The 26058-nt window shown below is 73.7% G+C and carries 24 protein-coding genes and 1 riboswitch; of the genes, 12 read left to right on the top strand and 12 right to left on the bottom strand.

Annotation, left to right across the window (positions count from 1 at the left end; genetic code table 11):
- Positions 1–103: 103 nt before the first annotated feature.
- Positions 104–215: riboswitch (TPP riboswitch) on the top strand.
- The 7 genes from thiO to SCA03_RS23855 all read left to right on the top strand — a co-directional run bounded on the left by thiO (position 213) and on the right by SCA03_RS23855 (position 8174).
- A complete protein-coding gene (thiO, locus tag SCA03_RS23885) occupies positions 213–1484 on the top strand; it encodes a glycine oxidase ThiO (protein ID WP_086817066.1) in 1272 nt (423 codons plus the stop codon). (Overlaps the previous riboswitch by 3 nt.)
- Entirely contained in the window at positions 1481–1717 is a 237-nt protein-coding gene (gene thiS, locus SCA03_RS23880; RefSeq protein ID WP_170298219.1) for a sulfur carrier protein ThiS, read from the top strand. Before thiO ends, thiS begins: the two co-directional genes overlap by 4 nt.
- Positions 1718–1723: 6 nt before the next feature.
- Positions 1724–2530, top strand: a complete 807-nt coding sequence (locus SCA03_RS23875; RefSeq protein WP_030881849.1) for a thiazole synthase — start codon at positions 1724–1726, stop codon at positions 2528–2530.
- A 302-nt stretch (positions 2531–2832) separates the two neighbouring features.
- Positions 2833–3891: a hypothetical protein gene (locus SCA03_RS23870; RefSeq protein ID WP_086817068.1), complete on the top strand. Its 1059-nt coding sequence runs from the start codon at positions 2833–2835 to the stop codon at positions 3889–3891.
- A gap of 136 nt (positions 3892–4027) precedes the next feature.
- On the top strand, positions 4028–5971 hold the full coding sequence (gene pknB, locus SCA03_RS23865) for a Stk1 family PASTA domain-containing Ser/Thr kinase (protein WP_086817070.1): 1944 nt from the start codon (positions 4028–4030) through the stop codon (positions 5969–5971).
- 470 nt (positions 5972–6441) lie between these two features.
- Positions 6442–7257, top strand: a complete 816-nt coding sequence (locus SCA03_RS23860) for a transglycosylase SLT domain-containing protein (RefSeq protein WP_030881839.1) — start codon at positions 6442–6444, stop codon at positions 7255–7257.
- Positions 7258–7277: 20 nt separating this feature from the next.
- The gene (locus SCA03_RS23855; protein ID WP_170298109.1) at positions 7278–8174 is read left to right on the top strand and encodes a deoxyribonuclease IV; all 897 of its coding nucleotides are present in this window, start codon (positions 7278–7280) and stop codon (positions 8172–8174) included.
- 36 nt (positions 8175–8210) lie between these two features.
- On the opposite strand, the gene SCA03_RS23850 is transcribed toward SCA03_RS23855, so the two are convergent.
- The gene (locus SCA03_RS23850) at positions 8211–8834 is read right to left on the bottom strand and encodes a sulfite oxidase-like oxidoreductase (RefSeq protein WP_030881833.1); all 624 of its coding nucleotides are present in this window, start codon (positions 8832–8834) and stop codon (positions 8211–8213) included.
- A 241-nt stretch (positions 8835–9075) separates the two neighbouring features.
- On the opposite strand from SCA03_RS23850, the gene bfr reads away from it, so the two are divergent.
- Positions 9076–9597 carry a bacterioferritin gene (gene bfr, locus SCA03_RS23845; RefSeq protein WP_086817072.1) on the top strand — a complete coding sequence of 174 codons (522 nt, stop codon included), beginning with the start codon at positions 9076–9078 and terminating at the stop codon, positions 9595–9597.
- A gap of 19 nt (positions 9598–9616) precedes the next feature.
- On the opposite strand, the gene SCA03_RS23840 is transcribed toward bfr, so the two are convergent.
- A complete protein-coding gene (locus SCA03_RS23840) occupies positions 9617–9979 on the bottom strand; it encodes a (2Fe-2S)-binding protein (protein ID WP_086817074.1) in 363 nt (120 codons plus the stop codon).
- A gap of 162 nt (positions 9980–10141) precedes the next feature.
- Positions 10142–11491, bottom strand: coding sequence for a class II 3-deoxy-7-phosphoheptulonate synthase (locus SCA03_RS23835; protein ID WP_030881824.1), 1350 nt, complete (start codon positions 11489–11491; stop codon positions 10142–10144).
- A 428-nt stretch (positions 11492–11919) separates the two neighbouring features.
- On the opposite strand from SCA03_RS23835, the gene SCA03_RS23830 reads away from it, so the two are divergent.
- Positions 11920–13896: an anthranilate synthase family protein gene (locus SCA03_RS23830; RefSeq protein ID WP_086817076.1), complete on the top strand. Its 1977-nt coding sequence runs from the start codon at positions 11920–11922 to the stop codon at positions 13894–13896.
- On the opposite strand, the gene SCA03_RS23825 is transcribed toward SCA03_RS23830, so the two are convergent.
- From SCA03_RS23825 to SCA03_RS23800, 5 genes are all read right to left on the bottom strand, one after another.
- Complete coding sequence (locus SCA03_RS23825; RefSeq protein ID WP_086817087.1) at positions 13835–14863, bottom strand: 2-hydroxyacid dehydrogenase; 1029 nt, start codon at positions 14861–14863, stop codon at positions 13835–13837. The two genes, SCA03_RS23830 and SCA03_RS23825, sit on opposite strands and share 62 nt — an antisense overlap.
- A 373-nt stretch (positions 14864–15236) precedes the next feature.
- Entirely contained in the window at positions 15237–16265 is a 1029-nt protein-coding gene (locus SCA03_RS23820; protein ID WP_030881815.1) for a 6-phosphofructokinase, read from the bottom strand.
- A gap of 254 nt (positions 16266–16519) precedes the next feature.
- Positions 16520–17167 (bottom strand): response regulator, encoded by a 648-nt coding sequence (locus SCA03_RS23815; protein WP_086817089.1) that lies wholly within the window; start codon positions 17165–17167, stop codon positions 16520–16522.
- Between the two features lie 100 nt (positions 17168–17267).
- Positions 17268–18629: a MacS family sensor histidine kinase gene (macS, locus tag SCA03_RS35560; RefSeq protein ID WP_174864507.1), complete on the bottom strand. Its 1362-nt coding sequence runs from the start codon at positions 18627–18629 to the stop codon at positions 17268–17270.
- Positions 18630–18825: 196 nt separating this feature from the next.
- Positions 18826–19689, bottom strand: coding sequence for a lysophospholipid acyltransferase family protein (locus tag SCA03_RS23800; RefSeq protein WP_169729669.1), 864 nt, complete (start codon positions 19687–19689; stop codon positions 18826–18828).
- Positions 19690–19921: 232 nt separating this feature from the next.
- Between SCA03_RS23800 and SCA03_RS23795 the strand changes: the two genes are divergently transcribed.
- Together SCA03_RS23795 and SCA03_RS23790 are read left to right on the top strand one after the other, a co-directional pair.
- A complete protein-coding gene (locus SCA03_RS23795) occupies positions 19922–20773 on the top strand; it encodes an alpha/beta hydrolase (RefSeq protein ID WP_086817077.1) in 852 nt (283 codons plus the stop codon).
- Positions 20760–21422 (top strand): hypothetical protein, encoded by a 663-nt coding sequence (locus SCA03_RS23790; protein ID WP_371863979.1) that lies wholly within the window; start codon positions 20760–20762, stop codon positions 21420–21422. The genes SCA03_RS23795 and SCA03_RS23790 overlap by 14 nt, the downstream gene beginning before the upstream one ends.
- A gap of 16 nt (positions 21423–21438) precedes the next feature.
- Here SCA03_RS23790 and SCA03_RS23785 read toward each other — a convergent pair whose 3' ends face one another.
- Positions 21439–22311: a helix-turn-helix transcriptional regulator gene (locus SCA03_RS23785; protein WP_030881798.1), complete on the bottom strand. Its 873-nt coding sequence runs from the start codon at positions 22309–22311 to the stop codon at positions 21439–21441.
- A gap of 183 nt (positions 22312–22494) precedes the next feature.
- On the opposite strand from SCA03_RS23785, the gene SCA03_RS23780 reads away from it, so the two are divergent.
- A complete protein-coding gene (locus SCA03_RS23780; protein ID WP_086817079.1) occupies positions 22495–23256 on the top strand; it encodes an SDR family oxidoreductase in 762 nt (253 codons plus the stop codon).
- Between the two features lie 41 nt (positions 23257–23297).
- Here the strand turns inward: SCA03_RS23780 and SCA03_RS23775 are convergent, their stop codons facing one another.
- The 3 genes from SCA03_RS23775 to SCA03_RS36855 form a co-directional block, all read right to left on the bottom strand.
- Entirely contained in the window at positions 23298–24077 is a 780-nt protein-coding gene (locus tag SCA03_RS23775) for an endonuclease/exonuclease/phosphatase family protein (protein ID WP_086817081.1), read from the bottom strand.
- 17 nt (positions 24078–24094) lie between these two features.
- A complete protein-coding gene (locus SCA03_RS23770) occupies positions 24095–25036 on the bottom strand; it encodes an ROK family glucokinase (RefSeq protein WP_030881790.1) in 942 nt (313 codons plus the stop codon).
- A gap of 178 nt (positions 25037–25214) precedes the next feature.
- Positions 25215–25976 carry a DUF5304 family protein gene (locus SCA03_RS36855; RefSeq protein ID WP_269145206.1) on the bottom strand — a complete coding sequence of 254 codons (762 nt, stop codon included), beginning with the start codon at positions 25974–25976 and terminating at the stop codon, positions 25215–25217.
- Between the last annotated feature and the right edge of the window lie 82 nt (positions 25977–26058).

Here is a 26058-nt window from a genome sequence, read left to right as displayed (position 1 = left end):
CACCCGGTCACTGTATGCCGGTGCGGCGAAGGTGCAGCCGGGGGCGGTCCGTGACTCCCCTTACAGCTGTGCACGGCCTCGCAGTAGGCTGGAGGCCGCACATCCGGCACCACGCGGGAGCCCGGGCGCACCGGGCTGAGAGGGAGGCTGGCGGCCTCCGACCGTACGAACCTGATCCGGGTCATTCCGGCGAAGGGAGCAGCGGCATTCCCATGCGCAGCACGTCATCGATACCGGCGGCCCCGTCCCCGGCACAGCTGCGGAAGTTTTCCCCGGGCCCGGCCGCGGCGTCGGCCCCGGCCCCCGACGCGCACGCGACGGCGGATGTGGCGGTGCTCGGCGGGGGCCTGATCGGTCTGGTCACCGCCTGGCGGGCCGCGCAGCAGGGGCTGCGGACGGCGCTGGTGGACCCCGAGCCCGGCGGCGGTGCGGCGCGGGTGGCCGCGGGCATGCTCGCCGCCGTCACCGAGCTGCACTACGGCGAGGAGCGGCTGCTGGCGCTCAACCTCGCCTCCGTGGCGCGCTATCCGGAGTTCGTGGCCGAGCTGGAGGAGGCGTCCGGAGCGGACACCGGCTACCGGGAGTGCGGCACGCTCGCCGTGGCGCTCGACACCGACGACCGTGCGCATCTGCGCGAGGTGCACGCGCTGCAACAGCGGTGCGGGCTGACGTCGCAGTGGCTCACGGGGCGCGAGTGCCGTCGGCTGGAGCCCATGCTCGCGCCGTCCGTGCGCGGCGGCGCGCGGGTGGACGGCGACCACCAGATCGATCCACGGCGGCTGGCGGCCGCACTGCTGTGTGCCTGTGAGCGTGCCGGTGTCGTCTTCCACCGCAGCTGTGCGGTGCGGCTGCGCACCGGCCGCGACCGCGCCGAGGGGGTCGAACTGGCCGACGGCGTACGGCTGTCGGCCGGGCGGACGGTGCTGGCCCTGGGCTCCCGCAGCGGACAGCTGGCGGGGGTGCCGCCCGAGGTGGCGCCGCCCGTCCGGCCGGTCAAGGGCCAGGTGCTGCGGCTGCGCATGCCCGAGGTGCGGCCCGGCCACGATCCGTTCCTGGCGCGGACGGTGCGCGCCGTGGTGCGCGGCGGAGCGCTCTACCTCGTCCCGCGCGCGGACGGCGAACTGGTGGTGGGCGCCACCAGTGAGGAGCTGGGCTGGGACACCACCGTCACCGCCGGCGGCGTCTACGAGCTGCTGCGCGACGCACACGAGTTGGTGCCCGGCGTCACCGAACTGCCGCTCGCCGAGACCAACTGCGGGCTGCGCCCCGGCACGCCCGACAACGCGCCGCTGCTCGGCCCCACCGCCCTGCCCGGCCTCCAGCTGGCCACCGGGCACCACCGCAACGGCGTGCTGCTCACCCCGGTGACCGGTGACGCGCTCGCCGCGACGCTGACCGGCGGCGAACTCCCCGACGAGGCACGCCCGTTCACTCCCGGACGCTTCGCGCCCGGGCCGGCCCGACACCAGGAGCAGCCCGTATGACCTCCCCCACGTCCCAGGACGGAGCCGCGCAGGTGGCCGTCTCCGTCAACGGCAGCCACCGGGAGGTGCCGGCCGGCACCTCCCTCGACCACCTCGTGGCGGCCTTCACCCACGCGCCCTCCGGGGTCGCCGCCGCCGTCAACGAGGACGTGGTCCCCCGCGGGCGCTGGGCCGCCACCCCGCTCGCCGAGGGCGACCGCGTCGAGATCCTCGCCGCCGTGCAGGGAGGCTGAACGACCATGGCCGACGACCCGCTGACCATCGGCGACACCGCCTTCACCTCCCGTCTGATCATGGGCACCGGGGGCGCGCCCAGCCTGGACGTCCTGGACCGGGCGCTGCGTGCTTCCGGTACCGAGCTGACGACGGTCGCCATGCGCCGTCTCGATCCGTCCGTGCAGGGCTCGGTCCTCACCGTGCTGGAGCGCAACGGCATCCGTGTGCTGCCGAACACCGCCGGCTGCTACACGGCCGGTGAGGCGGTCCTCACGGCCCGGCTGGCCCGGGAGGCGCTCGGCACGGACTGGGTGAAGCTGGAGGTCATCGCCGACGAGCGGACCCTGCTGCCCGACCCGGTGGAGCTGCTGGACGCCGCCGAGACCCTCGTCGACGACGGCTTCACCGTGCTGCCCTACACCAACGACGACCCGGTGCTCGCCCGCAAGCTGGAGGACGCCGGCTGCGCCGCCGTCATGCCGCTCGGCTCCCCCATCGGCTCCGGGCTGGGCATCCGCAACCCGCACAACTTCCAGCTGATCACCGAGCAGGCCGGGGTGCCCGTCGTGCTGGACGCCGGTGCGGGCACCGCCTCGGACGTGGCGTTCGCCATGGAACTGGGGTGCGACGCGGTGATGCTGGCCTCCGCCGTCACCCGCGCCCAGGAGCCCGCGCTGATGGCCGAGGCCATGCGGCACGCCGTGGAGGCGGGCCGGCTGGCGCGGCGGGCCGGACGTATCCCGCGGCGGCACTTCGCCGAGGCGTCCTCACCCGTGACGGGCGTCGCCGATCTGGACCCGGAGCGGCCGGCCTTCGGCCAGGGGGGCTGAGCCGGGGCCGGTGCCGGGAGGCCGGCGCCGGTGCCGGACGGGGCCGGTGCGCCAGGGGGCCCGAGCCGAGGCCGGTGCCGGCGGCCGGTGCCGAGGCCCGTGCCGGAGGAGCCGGCCGGACGGGGTGACCCCTGGCCCCGGTTTGCCCGGGTTCCTTCGCAGTTATTTGCTTTGACTCCGGGCGATAAAGCCGTGAGCGGGGTACTGGTCAGCTGCATTTGCCATTGCTACGGTCACGCGGTCAGTTCTACGCGTGTCACACGCCTCGCGTGCCTGCCCGGCAGACAGGAGTTGACCAGCCCATGGAGCGCAGGAGCCCCAGCAGGATCCGCCTGGCCGGCCTGGGAGCGGCCGCCGCCCTCGCCCTCACCGCGGGCACCGGCACCGCACAGGCGGCCGACGGCGACTGGTACCACGTCGGGGACGGCATGACCTCCGGCATCAGCGGTATCGCCACGGACGGCACCCACCACGGCCACGACGGCACGCTGCACGGCGTGGTGGTGCGCGACAACAAGAAGCCCGGCGAGAACCGCATCGCCCGGATCACCGCACGCCCCGGCGAGAAGCCCCGGCTGACCCCGCTGTCCTGGAAGGGCCCGCTGCCCACCGATCTGGAGGCGATCGACCGGGTGCCGGGCGCACCCGGCCAGTACGTGGCCCTGGCCAGCGCGGGCACGGGCTACCGCATCCAGGTCGCACACCGCAGCGCGCGGGTGCTGGACACCTTCGAGCTGCCCGGGAAGGCCGGGGGCGACGGCAACCCCGACACCCCAGACAACACCGACAAGCCCGACAACTACGAGAGCTTCGCGCTGGCCCGGCCCGCCGCCTCCTCCCCCGCCGGTGAGGACGGCGCGCTCATCGCCGTCTGGGCGGACCGGGGCGACGACGGCAGGCCCAGCACGCTGCGTGCGGCCTCCTTCTCCCTCCCCGACGACGAGGCGCCCGCGCGGACGGGCGGTTCGCGCACGGACCACGCACACCCCGCCGGCGACGGCGTCACCTTCGGCGAGGTCCACACCGCGCGGGTCCGCGCCCCCTACCCCGCGGGGGACCCGCGTTCGGCCTCCGATCTGAAGATCACCGGCTCCGGTGAGCTTCTGGTCGGCTCGGCCACCGACCCGGGCGACGACGGCCCGTTCGACTCCGGGGTCTACTCGGCGGGACACGTCGCCCTGGACGGCGCCCACACCGGCCGGATCGAGGCCGCCGAGCACCCCGAGGTGCTGGAGAGGTTCCCCGGGCACAAGGTCGAGGCGCTCACCTGTCTGCCCGGCTCGGACAAGGCCGTGGTCGGCACCGACGACGAGAACGCCGGCAGCTCGGTGAAGACCGTCACCGGCCTCTGCGCACGCTGATCCGTACCCCGCGCCGTCCCGGCCCCGCCCCGCTCCACCGGGGGCGGAGCCGGGACGGTCACCGTTCGGACGCGGACCTGTGCCGACCTCGGAACCCTCGGCCGCGCCCCGGCGAAGGACTCGTACACTCTCCGCAATGGACACCACCCTCAAGGACCCCTTGGTCGGTCAGGTCCTCGACGGCCGCTACCGCGTCGAGGCCCGTGTGGCCGTCGGCGGTATGGCGACGGTCTACCGCGCCACGGACACGCGACTGGACCGCGTGCTGGCCCTGAAGGTGATGCACCCCTCCCTCGCCACGGACGACGCCTTCGTCGCCCGCTTCATCCGCGAGGCGAAATCGGCGGCCCGCCTGGCGCACCCCAACGTGGTCGGCGTCTTCGACCAGGGCACCGACGGCACCTATGTCTACCTCGCCATGGAGTACGTCTCCGGCTGCACGCTGCGCGACGTCCTGCGGGACCGGGGGGCGCTCCAGCCGCGCGCCGCGCTGGACGTCCTGGAGCCGGTGCTGGCCGCGCTGGGCTCGGCGCACCGGGCGGGCCTGGTGCACCGGGACATGAAGCCGGAGAACGTCCTGATAGGGGACGACGGCAGGGTGAAGGTCGCCGACTTCGGCCTGGTCCGCGCGGTGGACAGCCACACCTCCGCGACGACCGACTCGATCCTGGGCACCGTCTCCTATCTGGCGCCCGAGCAGATCGAGGACGGCACGGCGGACACCCGCACCGATCTGTACGCGTGCGGGGTGATGCTCTACGAGATGCTCACCGGCGGGAAGCCCTACGCCGGCGGCACCCCCGCGCAGGTGCTCTACCAGCACCTCAACACCGATGTCCCGCCGCCCTCCGAGTCCGTACCGGGCCTGGCCGGCCCGCTGGACGCGCTGGTGGCGCGCGCGGCCGCCCGGAACCCAGACGCGCGCCCCGAGGACGCGGCCGCGCTGCTCGCCGAGGTGCGCACCGCCCGCGCGGGCCTGACGGAGGCCGAGCTGGACGCCGTGCCGCCGCAGGCCAAGGAGCCGGACGAGGCCCCCGTCCCCGACGCCTCCGACGACGGGGCCGCCGACGCCGAGGCCGCCACCTCCGTCATCCCGCGCCCCGCGGGCACCGCTCCGGCGCCGCCCGAGCACACCGCCCGGCTGTCGGCCGCCGCCGCGCCACCGCCCGAACCGCCGGCCGGCCGCACCGGTGCGGGCCGGCGCCGGGTGCCCGGCCGCGGTTTCCTCGTGGCCGTCGGTGTCGTGCTGCTCGCGCTCGTGGGCACGGGCATCTGGTACATCAACTCCGGCCAGTTCACCCGGACCCCCGCCGTCCTGGACATGACGCAGGACAAGGCAACCGAGACGCTGTCCGACGCGGGCCTGGACGCCAAGGTCGAACGCGACTACAGCGAGCGCGTCGAGCGGGGCCATGTCATCAGCAGCGATCCGGAGCCGGGCGGGCGCATCCGCAGGTCGGACAGTGTGACGCTGACCGTCTCGCGCGGCCCGCACATCGTGAAGGTGCCGGATGTCTCGGGCACCCCGCTCTCCAACGCCCGCCGGCAGCTCAAGGACGCGGACCTGGTGCCGGGGATCGTCAAGCGCCGGTTCGACGAGGAGACCGCCCAGGGTTCGGTGATCTCCACGGATCCGAAGCCGGGCAGCGAGCGGCGCCCGGGCTCGGCCGTGGCGCTGACCGTCTCCAAGGGGCGGCCGATCGACGTGCCCGACGTGGTCGGCGACGACGAGGACGAGGCCGCCGACGAGCTGCGGGACGCGGGCCTGAAGGTCAAGGTCGCGCCGGAGCGGGTGCACTCCGAGGAGGACAAGGGCACCATCGCCCGGCAGTCCCCCGCCGAGGGCGCCCAGCTGGCCAAGGGCGGCACCGTCACCCTGACCGTCTCGAAGGGCCCGGAGATGGTCGAGGTGCCGGACGTGGAGGACAGCGGCGAGGACGAGGCCCGCGAGAAGCTGGAGCGGGCCGGGTTCGAGGTGACGGTGCGCCGCGTCTTCTTCGGGGACACGGTCTTCAACCAGAGCCCGGACTCCGGCAAGAAGGCCCCCAGGGGCTCCGAGGTGACCATCTGGCTGCGCTGAGCCCCGCTCGGCGCCGCCGCCCCTCTCCCCTGCCCGACCTGGGTGCTTCCCCCCTGCCCGACCCGGGCACTCCCCCCTGCCTGACCTGGGCTCTTCCCCGGCAGCCGGGGAACTTCGACGGGACATTTCCGATTCGCCGGAAAAGACCGAACAGCTCCGGACGTGGCGCGCATACGCCACCACCCGCAGTGGGATCGGAGCCCGCGGCGTGTGAGCCCGCGCATAGGGCACAGATCACGTACGAAACGGGTTAGTGGAATACCCCGGCGGGCGCGACCTGGAATGGAAAGCGCCCGGGGCCCCGATACGGGCCGTCGCCCCCGAATTCAGGTAGTACGTCACATCGTTGCTGCGCCGATTCGGAGCCTCTAACAATTGCCGACGTCGCACGGCGCCGTGAAACAGAACTCGGCGTATCCCCGGCTCCCCCGCCTATGCGACGCCAGCGATGGAAAGGTTCCGCTCTTCTTATGCCCAGCATTCCCGGCTTCACGCTCAGCCCGAAGGCCAAGAAGTATTCGACCATCGGTCTCGGCACCGCGGGCGCCGCGGCGCTCGCCCTGACGGTTCTCCCCGGAACCGCCGCGCACGGTGAGCCCGGCCAGACCAGCGCCAAGAAGATCGCCACCGAGAGCGCCGCGTACACGACGCACTCCTCGATCCTCCCCAAGCAGGGTCAGGACCTCACCGCTCAGCACAACGGCTCGCTGCTCCAGGTCACCGAGAACGGCAAGAAGGCCGAGGCGAAGGACGCCGCGACCGCGCAGCGCACGGACGCGAAGTCCGACAAGAAGACCGAGGCCGCGGCCGAGCCCAAGGCCGCCAAGGAGGCCAAGGCCCAGCAGCAGGCCAAGGCCGCGCAGGACGCCCGGAACCGTGCGGCGCGGGCCGCCGCCGAGCAGGAGCGCGCCAAGAAGGAAGCGGCCTCCCGCTCCGCCGAGCGCGCCCCCGCCAAGCCGGCCTACCCGAACAACCTGGACGGCTGGATCCGCGAGGCGATGTCCATCATGAAGCAGCACGGGATCCCCGGCAGCTACGAGGGCATCCACCGCAACATCATCCGCGAGTCCGGCGGCAACCCCAACGCGGTCAACAACTGGGACATCAACGCCCGGAACGGTGTGCCGTCCAAGGGCCTGCTCCAGGTGATCCAGCCGACCTTCGACACCTACCACGTCGAGGGGACCCCCGATAACCTGCTGGACCCGGTCGCGAACATCGTCGCCGCCTGCAACTACGCGGCGGACCGGTACGGTTCGATGGACAACGTGAACTCGGCCTACTGAGGCACTGCGATACTGCTCGGGTGACACCGAACAACGCGCAGTCCCGAGGCACCCCGCCCATTGGCGGCCATGTCCCCGTCGCACGGGGGCTGGCCGCCAATGGCATTTCCTATGCGGACGACATCGGAGCGGAAGCGCTTCAGGTGTTCGTCGCCAATCCCCGCGGCTGGGCAATGCCGCCGGGAAATCCGCAGCAGGACGAAGAATTCCGCAGGATCTGCGCCGAACGCGGGCTCCCCGCCTATGTGCACGCGCCCTATCTCATCAATTTCGGCTCGCACAACGAGGAAACCGCCGCCAAGTCCGTCTCCTCGCTGCGGCATTCGCTGCGGCGGGCCCGTGTGATCGGCGCGCTCGGCGTCGTCGTGCACACCGGTTCGGCCACCGGCGGCCGGTCCCGCGAGACCGCGCTCGCCCAGGCCGGCGAGCTGATGCGCCCCCTGCTGGCCGAGCTGACCGAGGACGACCCCTGGCTGCTGCTGGAGCCGACCGCCGGGCAGGGCTCCTCGCTCTGCTCCCGCGTCGAGGAACTGGCGCCCTACTTCGACATACTTGAGCACCATCCGCGGCTCGGCGTCTGCCTGGACACCTGCCACGCGTTCGCCGCCGGGCACGATCTGGCCGCCCCGGACGGGACGGCCCGCACGCTGGACGCGCTGGTCGAGGCCGTCGGCCCGGGCCGGCTGCGGCTCATCCACGCCAACGACTCCAAGGACGTCGCCGGGGCCCACAAGGACCGGCACGAGAACATCGGTTCGGGGCACATCGGCGCGGAGCCGTTCGGTGCGCTGATGGCCCATCCGGCGACGGCGGGCGTCCCGCTCGTCATCGAGACCCCGGGCGGCAAGGACGGGCACGCCGCCGATGTGGCGCTGCTGAAGAAGCTGCGGGACGGCCGGGAACCGTCAGCGCGGTGAGGCGGTGAGCGGCGGGCCGGGCGGCCGGGCCGCGGCTCACAGCTCGGGGCCGTCGCCCGGCTCCTCCTGGTACGAGTAGCGCTGCTCGCGCCACGGGTCGGCGACGTTGTGGTAGCCGCGCTCCTCCCAGAAGCCGCGCCGGTCCGCCGTCATGTACTCGACGCCGCGCACCCACTTGGGGCCCTTCCAGGCGTACAGATGCGGGACGACGAACCGGACGGGGAAGCCGTGTTCGGCGGTGAGCAGTTCGCCGCCCCGGTGGGTGGCGAAGACGGCGTTCTCCACCGCGAAGTCGGCGAGCCGCATGTTGGAGCTGAAGCCGTACTCGGCCCAGACCATCACATGGGTGACCTCGGGTGCGGGCGGCGCCAGTTCGAGGAGCGTCCGGGCGCGCACCCCGCCCCACTCGGCGCCGAGCATGCTGAACTTCGCCACGCAGTGCAGATCGGCGACGACCGTCTCGTACGGCAGCGAGGTGAACTGCTCGTGGTCCCAGCCGTGCTTCTCGCCGTCCGCCGTGGCCCCGAAGACGCGGAAGTCCCAGCGTTCCGGCTTGAACTTGGGGACGGGTCCGTAGTGGGTGACCGGCCAGCCGCGCTGGAGCCGCTGCCCTGGAGGAAGCTCCGGCTGCCCTCCTGTGCGGCTGTGCGGTTGACCCATGCCTTCCATGGTGACAGACCGCGCCCGCCGGGCCGGGGCCGCCCCCGGCTCACCCGCCGTGTCCGCGGACGGCACAGAACGGTGAACGCTCCCGTTCAGGGCCCAATTCGGGACAAGCACGGTAAGCCTGCACTTACTGGACCGGGTCGCGGCGGCGGTGCAAGGATGCGCCCTGCGCGCGCACCCCCTGTCGGCAACCCCGCGTACCCCTACGCACGCCCCCTGGAAGGAGCCCGCGACGATGCAGGGCGACCCCGAGGTCATCGAGTTCCTCAACGAGCAGCTCACCGCGGAGCTGACCGCGATCAACCAGTACTTCCTGCACGCGAAAATGCAGGAGAACTTCGGCTGGCACAAGCTCGCCGACTACACGCGCGCCGAGTCCTTCGACGAGATGCGGCACGCGGAGCGGCTGACCGACCGGATCCTCTTCCTGGAGGGGCTGCCGAACTACCAGCGGCTCTTCCACGTCCGGGTCGGCCAGACGGTCACCGAGATGTTCGAGGCGGACAAGCAGGTCGAGGTCGAGGCGATCGACAGGCTGCGCCGCGGCATCGACCTCATGCGCAACAAGGGCGACATCACCTCGGCCAAGCTCTTCGAGAGCATCCTGCGGGACGAGGAGCACCACATCGACTACCTGGAGACCCAGCTCGACCTGGTCGCCAAGCTCGGTGAGGCCCTCTACATCGCACAGCAGATCAAGCAGCCGGATTCGGACGGCGGCGGCAGCGACAGCGGCGACGACCACGCGTCCTACTGAGCTTCGGCCCGGGCCCCGTTCAGGCAGCGGCGGCGGTGCCGGTGTCCCCGGGCGCGTCCGGCTCCCGCGCGGACGCGGCGGCGCCGAGGCGGCCGGGCAGCGGCGCGGGCTCCGGGAGGGCGACGGGCGCGGTCTCCGGGGCGGCGGGCGCGGCGCCCGGCGCGGAGCCGGCCTCGGCGGTCAGCGCGGGTTCGCCCCGCTCCAGTGCCGCACGCCGGGGGCAGCTGCCCCGGCCGAGGATGCTCTGGATACGGCGGACGCAGGAGCCGCAGTCGGTGCCCGCCTTGCACTCGGAGGCGATCCGGCGCGGGGTGCACGCCCCGGCCGCCGCGTGTTCGCGTACCTGCTCCTCGGTGATGCCGAAGCACGAGCAGACGTACACGCGGTTCACCTCCCGGGGCCGGCCGACCGTACGGCCGGGGATCGCAATTGCTGAGGTAAACCTAACCTTACTCGGCCAGAGGTGTCCATCCATGCGCGGGGGCCCGCATCTCACACGGGATGCGGGCCCCCGGGGCGTGTGGAGCCGCTGCGGCCCCCGCCGTCACTGGTCGCGGTACATCTCCGCGACGAGGAAGGCCAGGTCGAGCGACTGGCTGCGGTTGAGGCGCGGGTCGCAGGCCGTCTCGTAGCGCTGGTGCAGATCGTCGACGAAGATCTCGTCGCCGCCGCCCACGCACTCGGTGACGTCGTCCCCGGTCAGCTCCATGTGGATACCGCCGGGGTGGGTGCCCAGGCTCTTGTGGACCTCGAAGAAGCCCTTGACCTCGTCCAGCACGTCGTCGAAGCGGCGGGTCTTGTGGCCGCTGGCCGCCTCGAAGGTGTTGCCGTGCATCGGGTCGCAGACCCAGCCGACCTGGGCGCCGGAGGCCGTGACCTTCTCCACCAGCTCCGGGAGCCGGTCGCGGATCTTGTCGGCTCCCATCCGGGTGATGAAGGTGAGCCGGCCCGGCTCGCGGTCCGGGTCGAGCCGCTCGATGAGGGCCAGCGCCTCCTCGGAGGTGGTCGTCGGGCCGAGCTTCACACCGACCGGGTTGCGCACCTGCGAGGCGAACTCGATGTGCGCGCCGTCCAGTTGGCGGGTGCGCTCACCGATCCAGATCATGTGCCCGGAGACGTCGTACAGCTTGCCGCTGCGGGAGTCGACGCGGGTCAGCGCCGACTCGTAGTCCAGCAGCAGAGCTTCGTGCGAGGAGAAGAACTCGACGGTGCGCAGCTCCTCCGGGTCGGTGCCGCAGGCCCGCATGAACTTCATCGCCTGGTCGATCTCGCGGGCCAGCGCCTCGTACCGCTGCCCGGAGGGACTGTTCTTGACGAAGTCCTGGTTCCAGGCGTGCACCTGGCGCAGGTCGGCGTAGCCGCCGGTGGTGAAGGCACGCACCAGGTTCAGCGTCGAGGACGACGCGTGGTACATGCGCTTGAGGCGCTCCGGGTCGGGCCGGCGGGACTCCTCGGTGAACTCGAAGCCGTTGACGGAATCGCCGCGGTAGACCGGGAGCGTCACCCCGTCCCGCGTCTCGGTCGGCTTCGAGCGCGGCTTGCTGTACTGGCCCGCGATCCGGCCGACCTTGACGACCGGCACCGAGGCCGCGTACGTCAGCACGGCGCTCATCTGGAGCAGCGTCTTGAGCTTGTTGCGGATGTGCTCGGCGCCGACCTGGTCGAACGCCTCCGCGCAGTCGCCGCCCTGCAACAGGAACGCCTCGCCCCGCGCCACCGCGCCCAGGCGCTCCCGGAGCTGGTCGCACTCGCCGGCGAAGACGAGCGGCGGATAGGACTCCAGTTCCGCGAGGGCATCGCGCAGAGCCTGGTGGTCCGGCCAGTCGGGCTGCTGTGCTGCGGGCAGGTCTCGCCAGGTGCGGGCCCCGGCGTCGGTGTTGGCGTTCACAGTCACGCACCCAGGTTACGGGGTGCCGGGACGTTCTCGTCCCCCTGCCCGGTATGCGAGACCACCGGGGCGCGGGAGCACAGGGCGTGCGCGCCCCGCGCCTTGCCCAGGGGAAACGGCGCAGGCGGGCCGGGCCCGGCGGAGGCCGCGGGGGCGCCCTCGGAGAAGCCGCCGGGGACCGTCCGCGCGGGCCGGGCCGTCCGTGACGTCCGCTACAGTGGCCCGCATGCACGCGCCGACGACCATGAACTGGTGGTGGCCCGCCTCTGCGGCGGCCCACCCGGACGCGCGTATGCACTGAGGCCGAGCCTCATCGCACGCACCGACAAGGCCGCCCGAGGGGCGGCCTTCGGTGTTTCCGCGGCCGTTCCTCCGTCCCGAACCGCTCGCCGCCGCACCGCACAGCGGCGCGGCACACGGAAGGAAGACCGCGCATGACCGCCGCAGCACCCGTTCCGCACCCCCTGATCACCGCGCTGACCGAGCCGGACGCCCCGCCCTTCGCCCTGCTGCTGCGCCGCACCCCGGGCCGGGTGTCCGGCGACGCCTCGGGGGGCGTGCCCGTCGTCGAGCTGCTGACCGGGCCCGTGCACGAGGTCGAGCGCCTCGCCGAGCTGCCCATGCGCCCCGAGGGTGAGGCGGGCGCGCTCGCGCTCGTCCCCTTCCGGCAGATCCGCGAGCGCGGATTCGACGTGCGCGACGACGGGACCCCGCTGTCCGTGCTGCTGCCCGAGGAGCGCCACGAGCTGCCGCTCGCCGAGGTGCAGGCCGCGCTGCCGGACCACGAGGTGCACGTGGAGGAGCACGGGTTCGACGTGGCCGACGCGGCCTACGAGGACATCGTCCGCCGGGTCGTGCGGGACGAGATCGCCACCGGTGAGGGCGCCAACTTCGTCGTCCGGCGCACCTGGGAGGGCCGGGTCCCCGGCTTCTCGCGGGCCGACGCGCTGGCCCTCTTCGGCCGGCTGCTGCGCGGCGAGCACGGCGCGTACTGGACCTTCCTCGTGCACACCGGCGACCGGGTGCTGCTGGGGGCCAGCCCGGAGGTGCATGTGCGGATGTCCGGCGGGACGGTCGTGATGAACCCCATCAGCGGCACCTACCGGTATCCGGCCGAGGGCCCCGACGTGGCGGGGATGCTGGAGTTCCTCGACGACAGCAAGGAGACCGAGGAGCTGTCGATGGTCGTCGACGAGGAGCTGAAGATGATGTGCACCGTCGGCGACGAGGGCGGTGTCGTCGTCGGCCCCCGGCTGCGCGAGATGGCGCATCTGGCGCACACCGAGTACGAACTGCGCGGGCGCAGCACGCTGGATGTGCGCGAGGTGCTGCGCGAGACGATGTTCGCGGCGACGGTCACGGGCTCCCCCGTCGAGAACGCCTGCCGGGTCATCGAGCGCCACGAGAGGGACGGCCGCGGCTACTACGCGGGGGCGCTGGCGCTGCTCGGGCACGACGCGGGCGGGGCGCAGACGCTGGACTCGCCGATCCTGATCCGCACCGTGGACATCGACGCCGCGACGGGCCGGCTGCGGGTGGGCAGCGGTGCGACGATCGTGCGCGACTCCGATCCGGCGAGCGAGGTCGCCGAGACGCACGCCAAGGCGGCCGGGGTGCTCACCGCGCTGGGGGTGCGCCCCGCGCGGGCGCACGCGGAGCGGTCGCCGGCGGCGCGCCTGGGCGACGATCCGCGGGTGCAGGCCGCGCTCGCCGACCGCCGCCGGGGGCTCGCCCCGTTCTGGCTGCGGATGCGCTCCGCCGTCCCCGCCGAGCGGGGCGAGGTGCTCGTCGTGGACGGCGAGGACACCTTCACCTCGATGCTCGGCCATCTGCTGCGCTCGACCGGCCGCTCGGTGACGGTGCGGCGCTACGACAGCCCCGGGCTGCACGAGGCGGCGCTGCGGCACACCGGGCCCGTCGTGCTCGGCCCCGGGCCCGGCGATCCGCGCGAGGTGGACGAGCCGAAGATGCGGATCCTGCGGGAGCTGGCCGCCGCGCTGGTCCGTGCGCGGCGGCAGCCGCTGCTGGGTGTCTGCCTCGGGCACGAGCTGCTCGCCGCCGAGCTGGGCCTGGAACTGGTGCGCAAGCGGCGGCCCCACCAGGGCACCCAGGAGCGCATCGATCTGTTCGGGCAGCCGCAGACCGTGGGCTTCTACAACTCGTTCACCGCGCGCTGCGACGCCGAGACCGTCGGCGAACTGGCGCTGCACGGCGTCGAGTTGAGCCGGGACCCGGTCAGCGGCGAGGTGCACGCGCTGCGCGGCCCGGGCTTCGCCGGGGTGCAGTTCCACCCGGAGTCGGTGCTGTCCCTGGACGGGGTGGGGCTGACGGCCGGGCTGCTGGACGGGCTCAGCGCTCCGCCGGCGGCCGGGGAGCCGGCCGACCGGGGCCGACCAGCACGTTCGCGCTGAGCCGGCCGGCCACGTAGTCCTCCAGGTTGGTGACCGTCGTGTCGACGATCCGGCTCACCGCGTCGTGCGTCCAGAACGCCTGGTGCGAGGTGACCAGCACGTTGCCGAAGGTCATCAGCCTGGCCAGTACGTCGTCCTGGACGACGTCGAGCGAGCGGTCGGTGAAGAACACCCCGGCCTCCGCCTCGTACACGTCCAGCCCGACACCGGCGAAGCGGCCCCGGCGCAGCTGGTCGACGAGCGCCTCGGTGTCGACGAGGCCGCCCCTGCTGGTGTTGATCAGCAGGGCGTCGTCCTTCATGGCGTCGAGGGCCGCGCGGCCGATGAGGTGGTGGGTGTCCGGGACGAGCGGCACGTGCAGGCTGACCACGTCCGCGTCCTGGAGCAGCCGGTCCAGGCCGACGTACTCCATGCCCAGCTGCTCGCAGTCCGGGTCGGGCGCCAGGTCCCAGCCCAGCAGCCGCATGCCGAAGCCGTGCGCGATCCGGGCGAAGGCCGCACCGATCCGCCCGGTGCCGACGACGCCGGCGGTGCGGCCGTGCATGTCGCGGCCCATCAGCCCGTCCAGCCGGAAGTCGAACTCGCGGGTGCGGCGCACGGCGCGGGGAACGTGCCGGTTGAGCGCCATGGTGAGCGCCCAGGCGAACTCGGCGACGGAGTACGGCGAGTAGGCGGAGACGCGGGCGACGGTCATCCCCAGTTCGTCGGCGACGTCGAGGGCGATGTTGTTGAAGCCGGTGGCCCGCTGGGCGATCATCCGCGTCCCGCCGGCCGCGAGGGTGCGCAGGACCTCGGCGTCGAGGCGGGCGTTGACGCTGACGGTGACCGCCTCGTGGCCGGCGGCGAGCGGTGCCGTGTCCCGGTTGAGGAACACTTCGAGGCAGCGGCCGGACAGCTGCCGCTCCCGCAGGGCCGTCTCCAGCAGCGGCCGCTCGTCCGCCTGCACGCCGAAGGCGAGGATCTCCACGGCTGCCTCCCGCATCTCGTCGGCCCATCGACCCGTCGGCCTGTCGGCCCGTCCGGGCGTCCGCGCACCGGCACCGTCGGCCCCTCGGTCCGCCGTCCTTCCGGACGGGGTGCCACGGCGAGCCGCCGATACACGGACACACCGGTACGAAAGCTACGGGAAGCCCCGGCATGCCGCACACCGGGGGCGGCACCCGGCACCCGGCACCCGGCAGACGGACGACGGCCGGCCCGTCCGGGCGGGGACGGGCCGGCCGGTCGGGCCGTCGGGCGCGGGCGTCGAGCGCCGGGCACCAGGTGTCAGGCGCCAGGTGTCGGATGTCAGGCCCCAGGAGCCAAGCGCCCGGCGTCAGGCGGCAGGCATCAGTCAGGCGTCAGCCGAAGAAGACGCCGGCCTCCTCGTACAGCTCCGGGGCGACGGTCTTGAGCTTCTCCGTCGCCTGGGAGAGCGGCACCCGGACGATGTCGGTGCCGCGCAGGGCGACCATCGAGCCCCAGTCCTCGTCCCGCACGGCGTCGATCGCGTGCAGCCCGAAGCGGGTGGCGAGCCAGCGGTCGTAGGCCGTGGGGGTGCCGCCGCGCTGGACGTGGCCGAGGACCGTGGTGCGGGCCTCCTTGCCCGTGCGGGACTCGATCTCCTTGGCCAGCCACTCGCCGACCCCGGACAGCCGGACGTGCCCGAAGGAGTCGGTCGAGCCGTCCTTGAGGACCATCTCGCCGCCCTTGGGCATGGCGCCCTCGGCGACGACCACGATCGGCGCGTAGCTGGCCCGGAAGCGCGAGGTGACCCAGGAGCACACCTCGTCGACGTCGAAGCGCTGCTCGGGGATGAGGATGCAGTTGGCCCCGCCGGCGAGGCCCGAGTGCAGGGCGATCCAGCCCGCGTGCCGGCCCATGACCTCGACCACCAGCACCCGCATGTGCGACTCGGCGGTGGTGTGCAGCCGGTCGATGGCCTCGGTCGCGACGGTGACGGCCGTGTTGAAGCCGAAGGTGTAGTCGGTGGCGGACAGGTCGTTGTCGATCGTCTTGGGGACGCCGACGCAGCGGACGCCGTACTCGTCGGTGAGCCGGGCCGCCACGCCCAGGGTGTCCTCGCCGCCGATCGCGATCAGCGCGTCCACCTCGTACTTGGCGAGGTTCTCCCGGATACGGCGGACGCCGTCGTCCTGCGAGAAGGGGTTGGTGCGCGAGGAGCCGAGCAGGGTGCCGCCGCGGGGCAGCATGCCGCGCACCGCGGCGACGTCCAGCCGCACCGTCTCGCCCTCCAGCAGGCCGCGCCAGCCGTCCCGGAAGCCGGTGAAGTCGTAGCCGTACCGCCCGACTCCCTTACGGACGACGGCCCGCATGACCGCATTCAGACCGGGGCAGTCGCCGCCGCCGGTCAGCACTCCGACCCGCATGGGATCTCCCTTCTCCGCATGACGCGCTTGGCGCCGCACCGGAGAACCGGCACGGCGCCCGTCACGCTAACGGTGATCCAGATCACACAAGGACGGTGCTTCCGGCCGATTCCCGGGCCACGCAACGGAGTTGGGCACGGGCGCCCGCCCCGCTCTCACCCGGACGAAGGACCTGCGTACGACACCGGGGACCGCGCACGGGGGACGGCGCCGGGGGCACAGCTGTGCGGGGCGTGCCGCTGCCGGACGAGGTGCTACTCCTCATCGAGACCGCGCTCGATGGCGTAGCGGACCAGCTCCACGCGGTTGTGCAACTGGAGCTTGCCCAGGGTGTTCTGGACGTGGTTCTGCACCGTGCGGTGGGAGATCACCAGGCGTTCGGCGATCTGCTTGTAGCTGAGCCCCTTGGCGACCAGGCGCAGCACCTCGGTCTCCCGCTCGGTCAGCTTCGGCACATCCGGTGCGTCCCGCTCGGCGAGCGGCGCCGGGTCGGCCGCCAGCCGGCGGTACTCGCCCAGCACCAGCCCGGCCAGGCCCGGGGTGAACACCGGGTCGCCCAGCGCCGTACGGCGCACCGCGTCCAGCAGTTCCTCGGTGCTCGCCGACTTCACCAGATAGCCCGTCGCGCCGGACTTGACCGCCTCCAGGACATCGGCGTGCTCCCCGCTGGCGGACAGCACCAGCACCCGCGGCGCCGCCCCGTGCCCGACCAGCTCCCGGCACACCTGGACACCCGGCTTGCTCGGCAGGTTCAGATCCAGGACCAGCACATCCGGCGAGGTGGCGCGCGCCCTGCGGACGGCCTGCTCGCCGTCACCGGCGGTCGCGACGACGTCGAACCCGGCCTCCCCCAGGTCGCGGGCGACCGCGTCCCGCCACATCGGATGGTCGTCGACCACCATCACGCTCACCCGCGCCTCCCCCGCGCGGCCCGGGCCGCGGCCGTCCGCCTCCGCTGGACCGTCCGCCCCGAAGGCCCCCGCGCCGGCCCCTGCGTCCTGCTCACTCATGCTTCGGCACCCTCAATTCCACTTCTGTGCCCTGTCCCGGTACGGACACCAGATCCGCCGTGCCGCCCAGATCCCGCAGCCGGCCCCGGATCGACAGCGCGACCCCGAGCCGCCCCTCGGCCTCCGCGTCGGCGAGCCGCCCCTCCGGAATCCCCGGCCCGTCGTCCCGCACGGTGACGAGCACCGCGTCCGGCTCGTCCTCCAGCAGGATCCATGCCTGTGCCTCCTGCCCCGGCTGCGGGCTCGCATGCAGCCGTACGTTGTCCAGGGCGGCGCCGACGGCCGCCGCCACCTCCCGCGCCACCCGCGCGGGCAGCCGCACCGGGGCGCCCGGCTCGGCGAAGGAGACCCGGGCGCCGGCGTACGGGGCCAACAGCGCCCGCAGATCGGCCGATTCGGTCTCGTCGGCACCCTCGGCCGCCCCGAACCCGTCGGCCGCGTCGAAGCCGTCGAGGCCGTCGAGGCCGTGGAGCCCGTCGATCCGGCCGGGCCCGCCGGCGCCGCCGAGTCCGCCGGGCCCCTCAGCGCCGCCGAACGCGTCGAGCCCGTCGGGCCCGTCGGCCGCGTCCGGCGCCCCGGCCCCGGCGTGCGCCACCGGGGCGGAGGCGGCAGCGCCGTCCCCCGGCCCGCCCTGCCGCTGCCGCGGTGGCCGGTTGGTGGAGATCAGCGAGCGCAGGGCGATCTCCTGCTCGCCCGCCATCCGCCCCAGCTCCGCCGCCTCGCCGCCGGCCTGGGTGCCCTTGCGCTGCACCATGGCCAGCACCTGGAGAACGTTGTCGTGGATGTCCCGCGCCAGCCGCTCCCGCTCCCGGGTGGCCGCCTCGATCTGGAGGGCACGCGCCAGGGTCCGCTCACTGGCCCGGGCGACCTCGACGACGTAGCCGATGGCCACGCTGGCGACGCAGACGAGCAGCACATTGTGCAGCGTCGGCCGGGTGATCTCCCCGGCCTCGATGACGTTGGCGATCCCGACGAGCACCGACGCGCCCGCCGCCCAGCGCCAGCCGCCCTTCAGCGCGAACGCCAGCACCGGGCCCGCCACCCAGATCGACGGCAGCGTCGGGCCGACCTGGTTGTGCACGTCCACCAGCGGGGAGAGCAGGATCCCGACGACGGCGAAGGCGACGTCGGCGCCCAGGAACGGCAGCGTGCAGCGGGCCGCCGAGGCGACCTTGCGCAGCGTCGCGAACGTCCACACGACGAGCAGCGCCAGGAAGCCGCCGGCGACGGCCGGGGCGCTGTAGTCGGCGTGCTGCCACACGAAGACGGCGACGGCGTACAGCACGGTCAGCACCCGGTAGCCGGTCAGCGCGTGCCACAACGGCTGCTCGACGGACATCTTCTTCACGGCCATGGCTCCCCCCTGGTCAGCCGCGCTCTCCCCGGCCGCCGCAACGGCCGCCTCCTGGCGACCGCCCGGGCGGCTGCTCCCTCCCGACCACCCGGGGCGGCTGTCTCCTCCCGACCGCCGGGGGCGGGCTGTCTCCTCCGACCGCCGGGGGCGGTCGGGTTCACTCTGCACGACATGGACGACGCGGGTGCCGAGCCGGCTAGGCGGCCCTCCCCGAGCCGCCGTCCTCGCGCTCCCGCCCGTGCAGCGGCCGGGCGGACTCCTCCCCGGCTCCGGCCTCCCCGGCCTCCTCGCCCTTCCCCACCTTCTCGGCCTTCTCGGCCTTTCCGCCCTTCTCCGCCTTCTCCGCCTCGGCCCGCTCGGCCTTCTGCGCCTTCTCCGCCTCGGCGATCGCACGCTTGGCCGCCGTGGCGTAGATGTCCACGTACTCCTGGCCGGACAGCTTGAGGATGGCGTACATGACCTCGTCGGTCACCGCGCGCTGGATGAACCTGTCGTTGTCCATGCCCTGGTAGCGGCTGAAGTCCAGCGGGGCGCCGATCCGGATGCCCGGGCGCATCAGCTTCGGTACGGCCTTGCCCGGCGGCTGGATCTTCTCGGTGTCGATCATGGCGACCGGGATGACCGGTGCGCCGGAGCGCAGCGCCACCCGGGCCAGGCCGCCCGGCTTGCCGCGGTAGAGGCGGCCGTCGGGCGAGCGGGTGCCCTCCGGGTAGATGCCGAACAACTCCCCCCGCTCCAGCACCTGGAGCCCCTGCTTGATCGCGGCCTCGCCCGCGCCCCGCGCGCCGGAGCGGTCCACCGGCAGCTGGCCGACGCCCTTGAAGAACGCGGCCGTCAGCTTCCCCTTGACCCCCGGGGTGGTGAAGTACTCGGCCTTCGCGATGAAGGTGACCTTGCGGTCCAGGACCGCCGGCAGGAAGAAGGAGTCCGAGAACGACAGATGATTGCTCGCCAGGATCGCCGGCCCCTCGGCGGGCACGTGCTCCAGCCCCTCCACCCAGGGCCGGAACGTCAGCTTCAGCGCGTTGCCGACCGACATCTTCATCGCGCCGTAGAACACCTGGACCACCTCCGTCTGACGCCTGACCCTATCCCGATGCCGGCCCGGGCACTCCCCGGAGGATCCCGGAACCGGTGCCGGCCCGTACGTGACGGCGGAGCTATCGGGCTGCCCGTGCGCCCGCGTAGGGTTGGCAGGGCTTCCGCCGCGGTCCGCGACGACCGACGGCCCGCCGACATGCACCAACATGCCGACCCGGCCGGCGCCGGTTCCCACGGGTCCGACGGCCCGTATGCGAGGACCGGGCGCCGTCCGCCCGCCGAGCCCCAGGAGGCCCACCGTGCCGCCCCTACTCGCCGGAGCCGAGCCGTACCACCACGACGGCTCCTCGACCGGAGTGCTGCTCTGCCACGGCTTCACGGGCTCACCGCAGTCGCTGCGCCCGTGGGCCGAGTATCTGGCGGGGCACGGGCTGACCGTCGCGCTGCCGCTGCTGCCGGGGCACGGCAGCCGCTGGGAGGACATGGCGCTGACCAGCTGGGAGGACTGGTACGCCACCGTCGACCGCGAGCTGCGGCTGCTGACCGAACGGTGCGAGCGGGTCTTCGTCTTCGGCCTCTCGATGGGCGGCGGGCTCGCGCTGCGGCTGGCCGCGCACCACGGGGACGCGGTACGCGGCGTCGTCGTGGTCAACCCGGCGACGGCCTTCCCCCGGCTGACGGGGTACGCGGTGCCCTTCGCCCGGTTCCTGACCCGCTCGGTGCGGGGCATCACCGACGACATCGCCAAGGGCGGCGGCCGGGAGCTGGGCTACGGCCGGGTACCGACCCGGGCCGCCTACGCGCTGCGCGACTTCTACCGCGTCCTGCGGGCCGATCTGCCGAAGGTCACCCAGCCGCTGCTGCTCCTGCGCAGCCGCACCGACCATGTGGTCCCCGCCTCGGCCGCCGCGTCGGTGCTCGGCCGCGTCTCCTCCACCGATGTCACGGAGAGCATCCTGGAGCGGAGCTACCACGTCGCGACGCTCGACCACGACGCGGAACGGATCTTCGCCGACAGCCTCGGTTTCATCGAGCGGCTCGGCGGCCTGGGCCGGGACGGCGCAGCGGGCGAGGAACAGAGGATGACCAGTGACCGAGCGTGACCCGGACGCGGGGCGGGAGCCCGAGGATCGCGGCGGCGAGGGCGAGAAGCCGGCCCGGCGCGAACCGTCGCTGCCCGCCGACGAGGAGGCGGCCTGGGCGGAGATCGTCGCCGCGTACGGCGAGGAGCCCCCGGACGAGCTGCCGAAGGACGCGGCGGCGGACGGCGGTTCCCCCGCGCGGGACGGCGGCGGGGACGGCAGGACCGGCGGAGACGGCACCACCGCCGAGCACGCCGGGGACGCCGAGGACGGCGAGGACACCGAGGGCGGGGAAGACCGCGGGAACGGCCGGGGCGGCGTCGGCACCGTGCCGGGTCCGGCCGGCATCCGCAGCCTCACCGTCTACGCGGCCGGCACCGGCCCCCGCGACTGGGAGCCGCCGGACTCGGAGGAGGACGAGGGCCACTTCGAGCCGCCCGAGCCGCCGCCGCTTCCCGAGACGGATGTGACGACGAAGTTCGCCTGGCTCGCGGTGCTCGGCGGCCCGCTGCTGCTGATCGGCGCCATCCTCGTACAGGCCGAACTGACCTGGTGGATCGTCACCCTGGGCGTCGGCGGCTTCCTGGGCGGCTTCGCGACGCTGATCACGCGGATGCGGGACGGCAGCGAGGACGACGACGACGATCCGGGGCGCGGCGCCGTCGTCTGAGCACGGCGGATCTCCCTCAGGTGGTCCCCGGGCGGGGGCTGTCCGTCGGTTCGTCGTGCGCCGTACCGGTGGGCCCGGTGTGGGCGAGCGCGGCGAGCAGGCGCAGTTTCTCGTCGCTGTCGCTGTCCTTGTCGGGGTAGTAGAGGACGAGGATCACGTCGTCGACGGGGAGTTTGTCGCGGTGGAGGCGGAGTTCACCGACGGCGGGGTGATGGACCGTGGTGGTGCCCCCGTCGAGGCCACGGACGTCGTGGCGGGCCCACAGGGTGCGGAACCGGCTGCTGGACAGGGCGAGTTCGCCGACCAGCTCGACGAACCGGGGATCGTCGGTGTCGTCGCCGATGGTGGTGCGCAGGGCGGCGACGAAATCGGCGGTGGCCTGCGTCCAGTCCTGCTGGAAGGCGCGCTCCTCGGGATCGAGGAGGAGGGAGCGCAGCCGGTTGTGGCCGGGCCGCAGCCGGGGCGAGAGTGCGACGGCCATGGAGTTGGAGGCGAGGACGTCGAACGCGCGGCCTTCGACGAACGCGGGGATCTGAAGATGGGCGAGCAGTTCGTGCACGCGCGCCGGTACGTGCTCGGGCCGCTTGCGGCGCGGCGCCCTGGGGCGGGCCGCCGCGAGGCCGAGCAGATAGGCCCGCTCGGTCTCGTCGAGTTGCAGGACGCGCGCGAGCGAGGCGAGGACCTGCGGTGAGGGGTTCTTGTCCCGTCCCCGTTCCAGGCGCAGGTAGTAGTCGGGGCTGATCCCCGCGAGCAGGGCGACCTCCTCGCGGCGCAGGCCGGGCACGCGGCGGTTGCCGCCGGGCGGGAGCCCGGCCTGTGCCGGGGAGACCAGCTCGCGCCGGGCACGGAGGTAGCTGCCGAGCCGGTTGCCGGATTCCGCGTCCTTCATACCGCCACGGTAATGCGGCGCCCGTGTTCCAGCGGGGGCCCTGTCAGGACCAGGGAGAGCGGGGGCCCTGCCGCACCCGGCGCAGGCCGTCGAGACTGCGAACGGCTCCGTCTCGCGGAGGCGGAGCACAGCACCGTCCGCGCCGGCCCGAACACGGTCGGCGCCTGCACCGAAGGGAAAATCGTGGATCTCTCCACTCGCACCGTTCTCGTCGTCGGCGGCACCTCGGGTATCGGACGGGAGCTGGCCCGCCGGTTCGCCGCGGCGGGCAGCACCGTGGCCGTCGGCGGTCGCAATCCGGAAGCGCTCGCGGAACTGGCCGGGGAAGGCTTCGGCACGTTCGGCGTCGACGTCACGGACAGTGCCTCCGTCGCGTCCTTCCGTGCGGCCGTGCTCGACCGGTACCCCGGGCTGGACACCGTCGTGACCATGTCGGGCGTCATGCTGCTGGAGGACCTGCGCGACCCCGCGCACTACACGGCGGCCGAGACGACGATCGACACCAATCTGCTCGGCACCGTCCGTGTGCTCGACGCCTTCACCCCGCACCTGATCGGGCGGGGCGCCGGCACCTTCCTCACCGTCTCCTCCGGCATCGGCTTCCTGCCGTTCCCGCCCATGCCCAGCTACGCCGCCTCGAAGGCCGCCGTGCACGCCTACTCCGAGGCGCTGCGCGCGCAGCTCGACGGCACCGGGGTCGGCGTCGTCGAGCTGGTCCCCCCGGCCGTCGCCACGGCGGGACAGGAGAAGGTGAACCCGCACGCGCTGCCGCTCGACGACTTCGCCGCCGAGGTCATGGATCTGCTCTCCCAGGAGCCCACCCCGCGCGAGATCCTCGTGCAGGGCGTCCGTATGCACCGCTGGGCCGAGCGCGACGGCACCTACGACGACCTCGTCGCCCAGCGCTCCCGGGCCCTGGCCATGCTCCCCGGCCGCCAGGGCTGACGCCCCGCCCGCCCGTGCCGGGACGCGTCCCGGGGCGCTGCTCAGCCCCGCCGGGCCGGCACCCGCAGCACCGTCAGCACCGGACGGTGATCGCTGGCGGCGCGCAGATCCCGCTCGGTGACCCCGGGCAGCCCGACCGGTACACCACCGGCGAGCAGTTCGGGCCCGGCGGTGCTGAAGACGGCGTCGATGCGCTGGTGCGGCGCCGCCGCTGTGGAGGTGAGCTCGGCGCCCCACGGCGCCTTCTCCCACACGTCGTGGAACTCGTCCCGCAGCATCCGGAACGTACGGCCCGTCGGCTGCTCGTTCACATCGCCCGCCGCGACGGCGAACTCGCCCATCCCCGCGAGCCGTTGACGCAGCGCCCGGCCCTGTGCGTACCGCTCCTGCGCCTGAAGGCTCAGATGAAAGCTGATCACCCCGAGCCGGGCCGCCGGGCCGAACCGCAGCACGGCCGTGGCGAACCCGCGCCGGTGCAGCCCCGGCGTACGGGGCAGCAGCACGTCCTCGGTGTGCTCCACATGGGCGCGCAGCGAGGCGAGGACCATCGGGCCGGCGGCGGTGGCGCCGCCGGTGACAGGGGTCAGCTCCGTCCTGCGCGCCAGCCACGCGGCGTACTTGCGCCAGCGGAAGAAGCGCGGGGCCTCCTGCACACAGACGACATCGGGGGCGCACGCCCGGATGACCCGGACGAGCGCCTCCCGGTCGTCGCGCAGCGAGCGGACGTTGTAGCTGAGCAGCCGCACGACCGCCGAACCGTCCGGCTCGGTGCGGGAGGGCGGCAACTGCGGGGATGCGGCCTGGCCGTCGTGCGCTGTCATCGTCCGCCCCTTCGCGCTCAGCCCTGGCGGGCCAGGTCCGCGACGCCCACCAGGCCGGCCTTGCCGCCGAGTTGGGCTGCCAGCACCTCGGCGTGCGGCCGCCAGGCGCTGCCGACCAGCCAGCGCCGGTAGGACTTGCGGATCGGATCGAGCACCAGCTCGCCCTCGTCGGAGACGCCACCGCCGACGATGAACGCGCCCGGGTCGAAGAGCGAGGCCAGATCGGCCAGGCCGGCGCCCGCCCAGCGGGCCAGTTCGCGGAAGGAGTCGATCGCCACCGCGTCGCCCTGCCGGGCCGCCTCGCTGATGTGCTTGCCGACGATGCCCTCGGGGGTGCCGTCGCCCAGGCCGAGCAGGATCTCGGCGTTCTCCGGAGTGGCCGCGGCGCGCTGCCGCGCGTACCTGAGCAGGGCGCTGCCGGAGGCGTACTGCTCCCAGCAGCCCTGGTTGCCGCAGCCGCACAGCAGGCCGTCCGGCACCATGCGGATGTGCCCGAACTCCCCGGCCACACCGAAGCGTCCGCGGTGCAGCCTGCCGCCGATGATGGCGCCGCCGCCCAGCCCGGTGCCGATGGTGATGCAGACGACGTCCTCGTGGCCGGTGCCGACGCCGAACTTGTACTCGCCCCACGCGGCGGCGTTGGCGTCGTTCTCGATGACGACGGGGAGATCGATGCGCTGCTCGACCTTGTCCTTCAGCGGCTCGTGCCGCCAGCTGAGGTTGGGGGTGAACAGCACGGTGGCGCGCTTGTCGTCCACATAGCCCGGGGCGCCGATGCCGACGGCCTCGACCTTGTGCTCCGCGCTGGCCTCGCGTACCGCGTCGGCGATCGCGTCGACGACGCCCTCGGGGGTGTCGGGGGTCGGCACCTTGCTCGTTTCGAGGATCCTGCCCTCTTCGTCGACCACCCCGGCCGCGACCTTCGTCCCGCCGATGTCGACCCCGATAGTGAGTCCCATGTGTCCCTCGGTCTCCTGCTGTGATCCCCGCCGCCGCCCACCGTACCGGAGCAGCCGTCGCCTCCCGAGCGGGACGGCGACGGACGGTGGAGGGCGGTGGAACGCAGTGAAGGGCGGTGAAGGGCGGTGAGGGGGGTGAAGAGCGAGGGAGGGCGGGAACGCGCGGGCCGGGGCCGGGTCAGCGCCTGTCGCCGGGGCCGTCGGTGTCGGGGCCCTCAGGGCCGTCGGCGCCGGAGTCGTCGGTGCCGGGGGCCGGTCCGGCGGGGCCGTCGGCGTCGAGGTCGATGTGTTCGGCCGGCCGCCGGGGCGGTTCGGGGGCGGCGCCCCTGCCGGGACCGGCGTCCTCGTCGTCGGCGCCCTTGCCGAGATCGGCGTGCTCGGCGGCCCTGCTGTCCTCGGCGCTCTTGCCGGGAGCGGTGCCCTCGTCGTCCTCGTCGTCGGCGGCGGCGGCATCGGCGTCGGCGCGCTCGTCGAGGTCGACCCGCTCGGGGGCCGCCCGGCCGTCGGGGCCGCGGGTCCAGCGGGTCTCGGACTCCTGGACGGCGGCGCGGTAGGCGGCCAGCAGTTCGCCGCCCGCCGCCGCGAGGTGGTCGAAGACCTGCGGATTGCGGGCGATCACCGGCTCGATCGCGGAGCGCGCCTGGGAGAACAGCTGCTGGACCACGCCCTGCGCCGCCGCCGACCCCACCGTCCTGGCGAACGGGCCGCCCAGCTCGGCGAACTTCTCGGTGACGGCGTCGGCCAGCCGGCGCAGCTCCTCGGCCGCGCTGACCGGCTCGGGCCCGTACGCCGCGCGGCGCCGGGCCTTCTCCGCCTCCAGGTCCTCCTCGCAGGCCGCGGCCCAGGCGTCCGGGTCGGGGCCGGACGCGTCGGCTCCGCCCGGCGTGCGCGCGTCCTGGCGGCGCTCGGGGTTCTCGGGATCGTCGCTCATGGCGGGCATGGCGGGCTCCTACGGGCGGCGGGGAGCGGTGCGCTGCGGTCGCTCCGGGGTTCGGGGCCGGGGCCCGGCACGGCGGACCGTC

It is taken from the genome of Streptomyces cacaoi (genome assembly GCF_006539165.1).
GTDB lineage: Bacteria > Actinomycetota > Actinomycetes > Streptomycetales > Streptomycetaceae > Streptomyces > Streptomyces cacaoi.
This window is presented reverse-complemented; position numbering and strand designations above follow the sequence as displayed.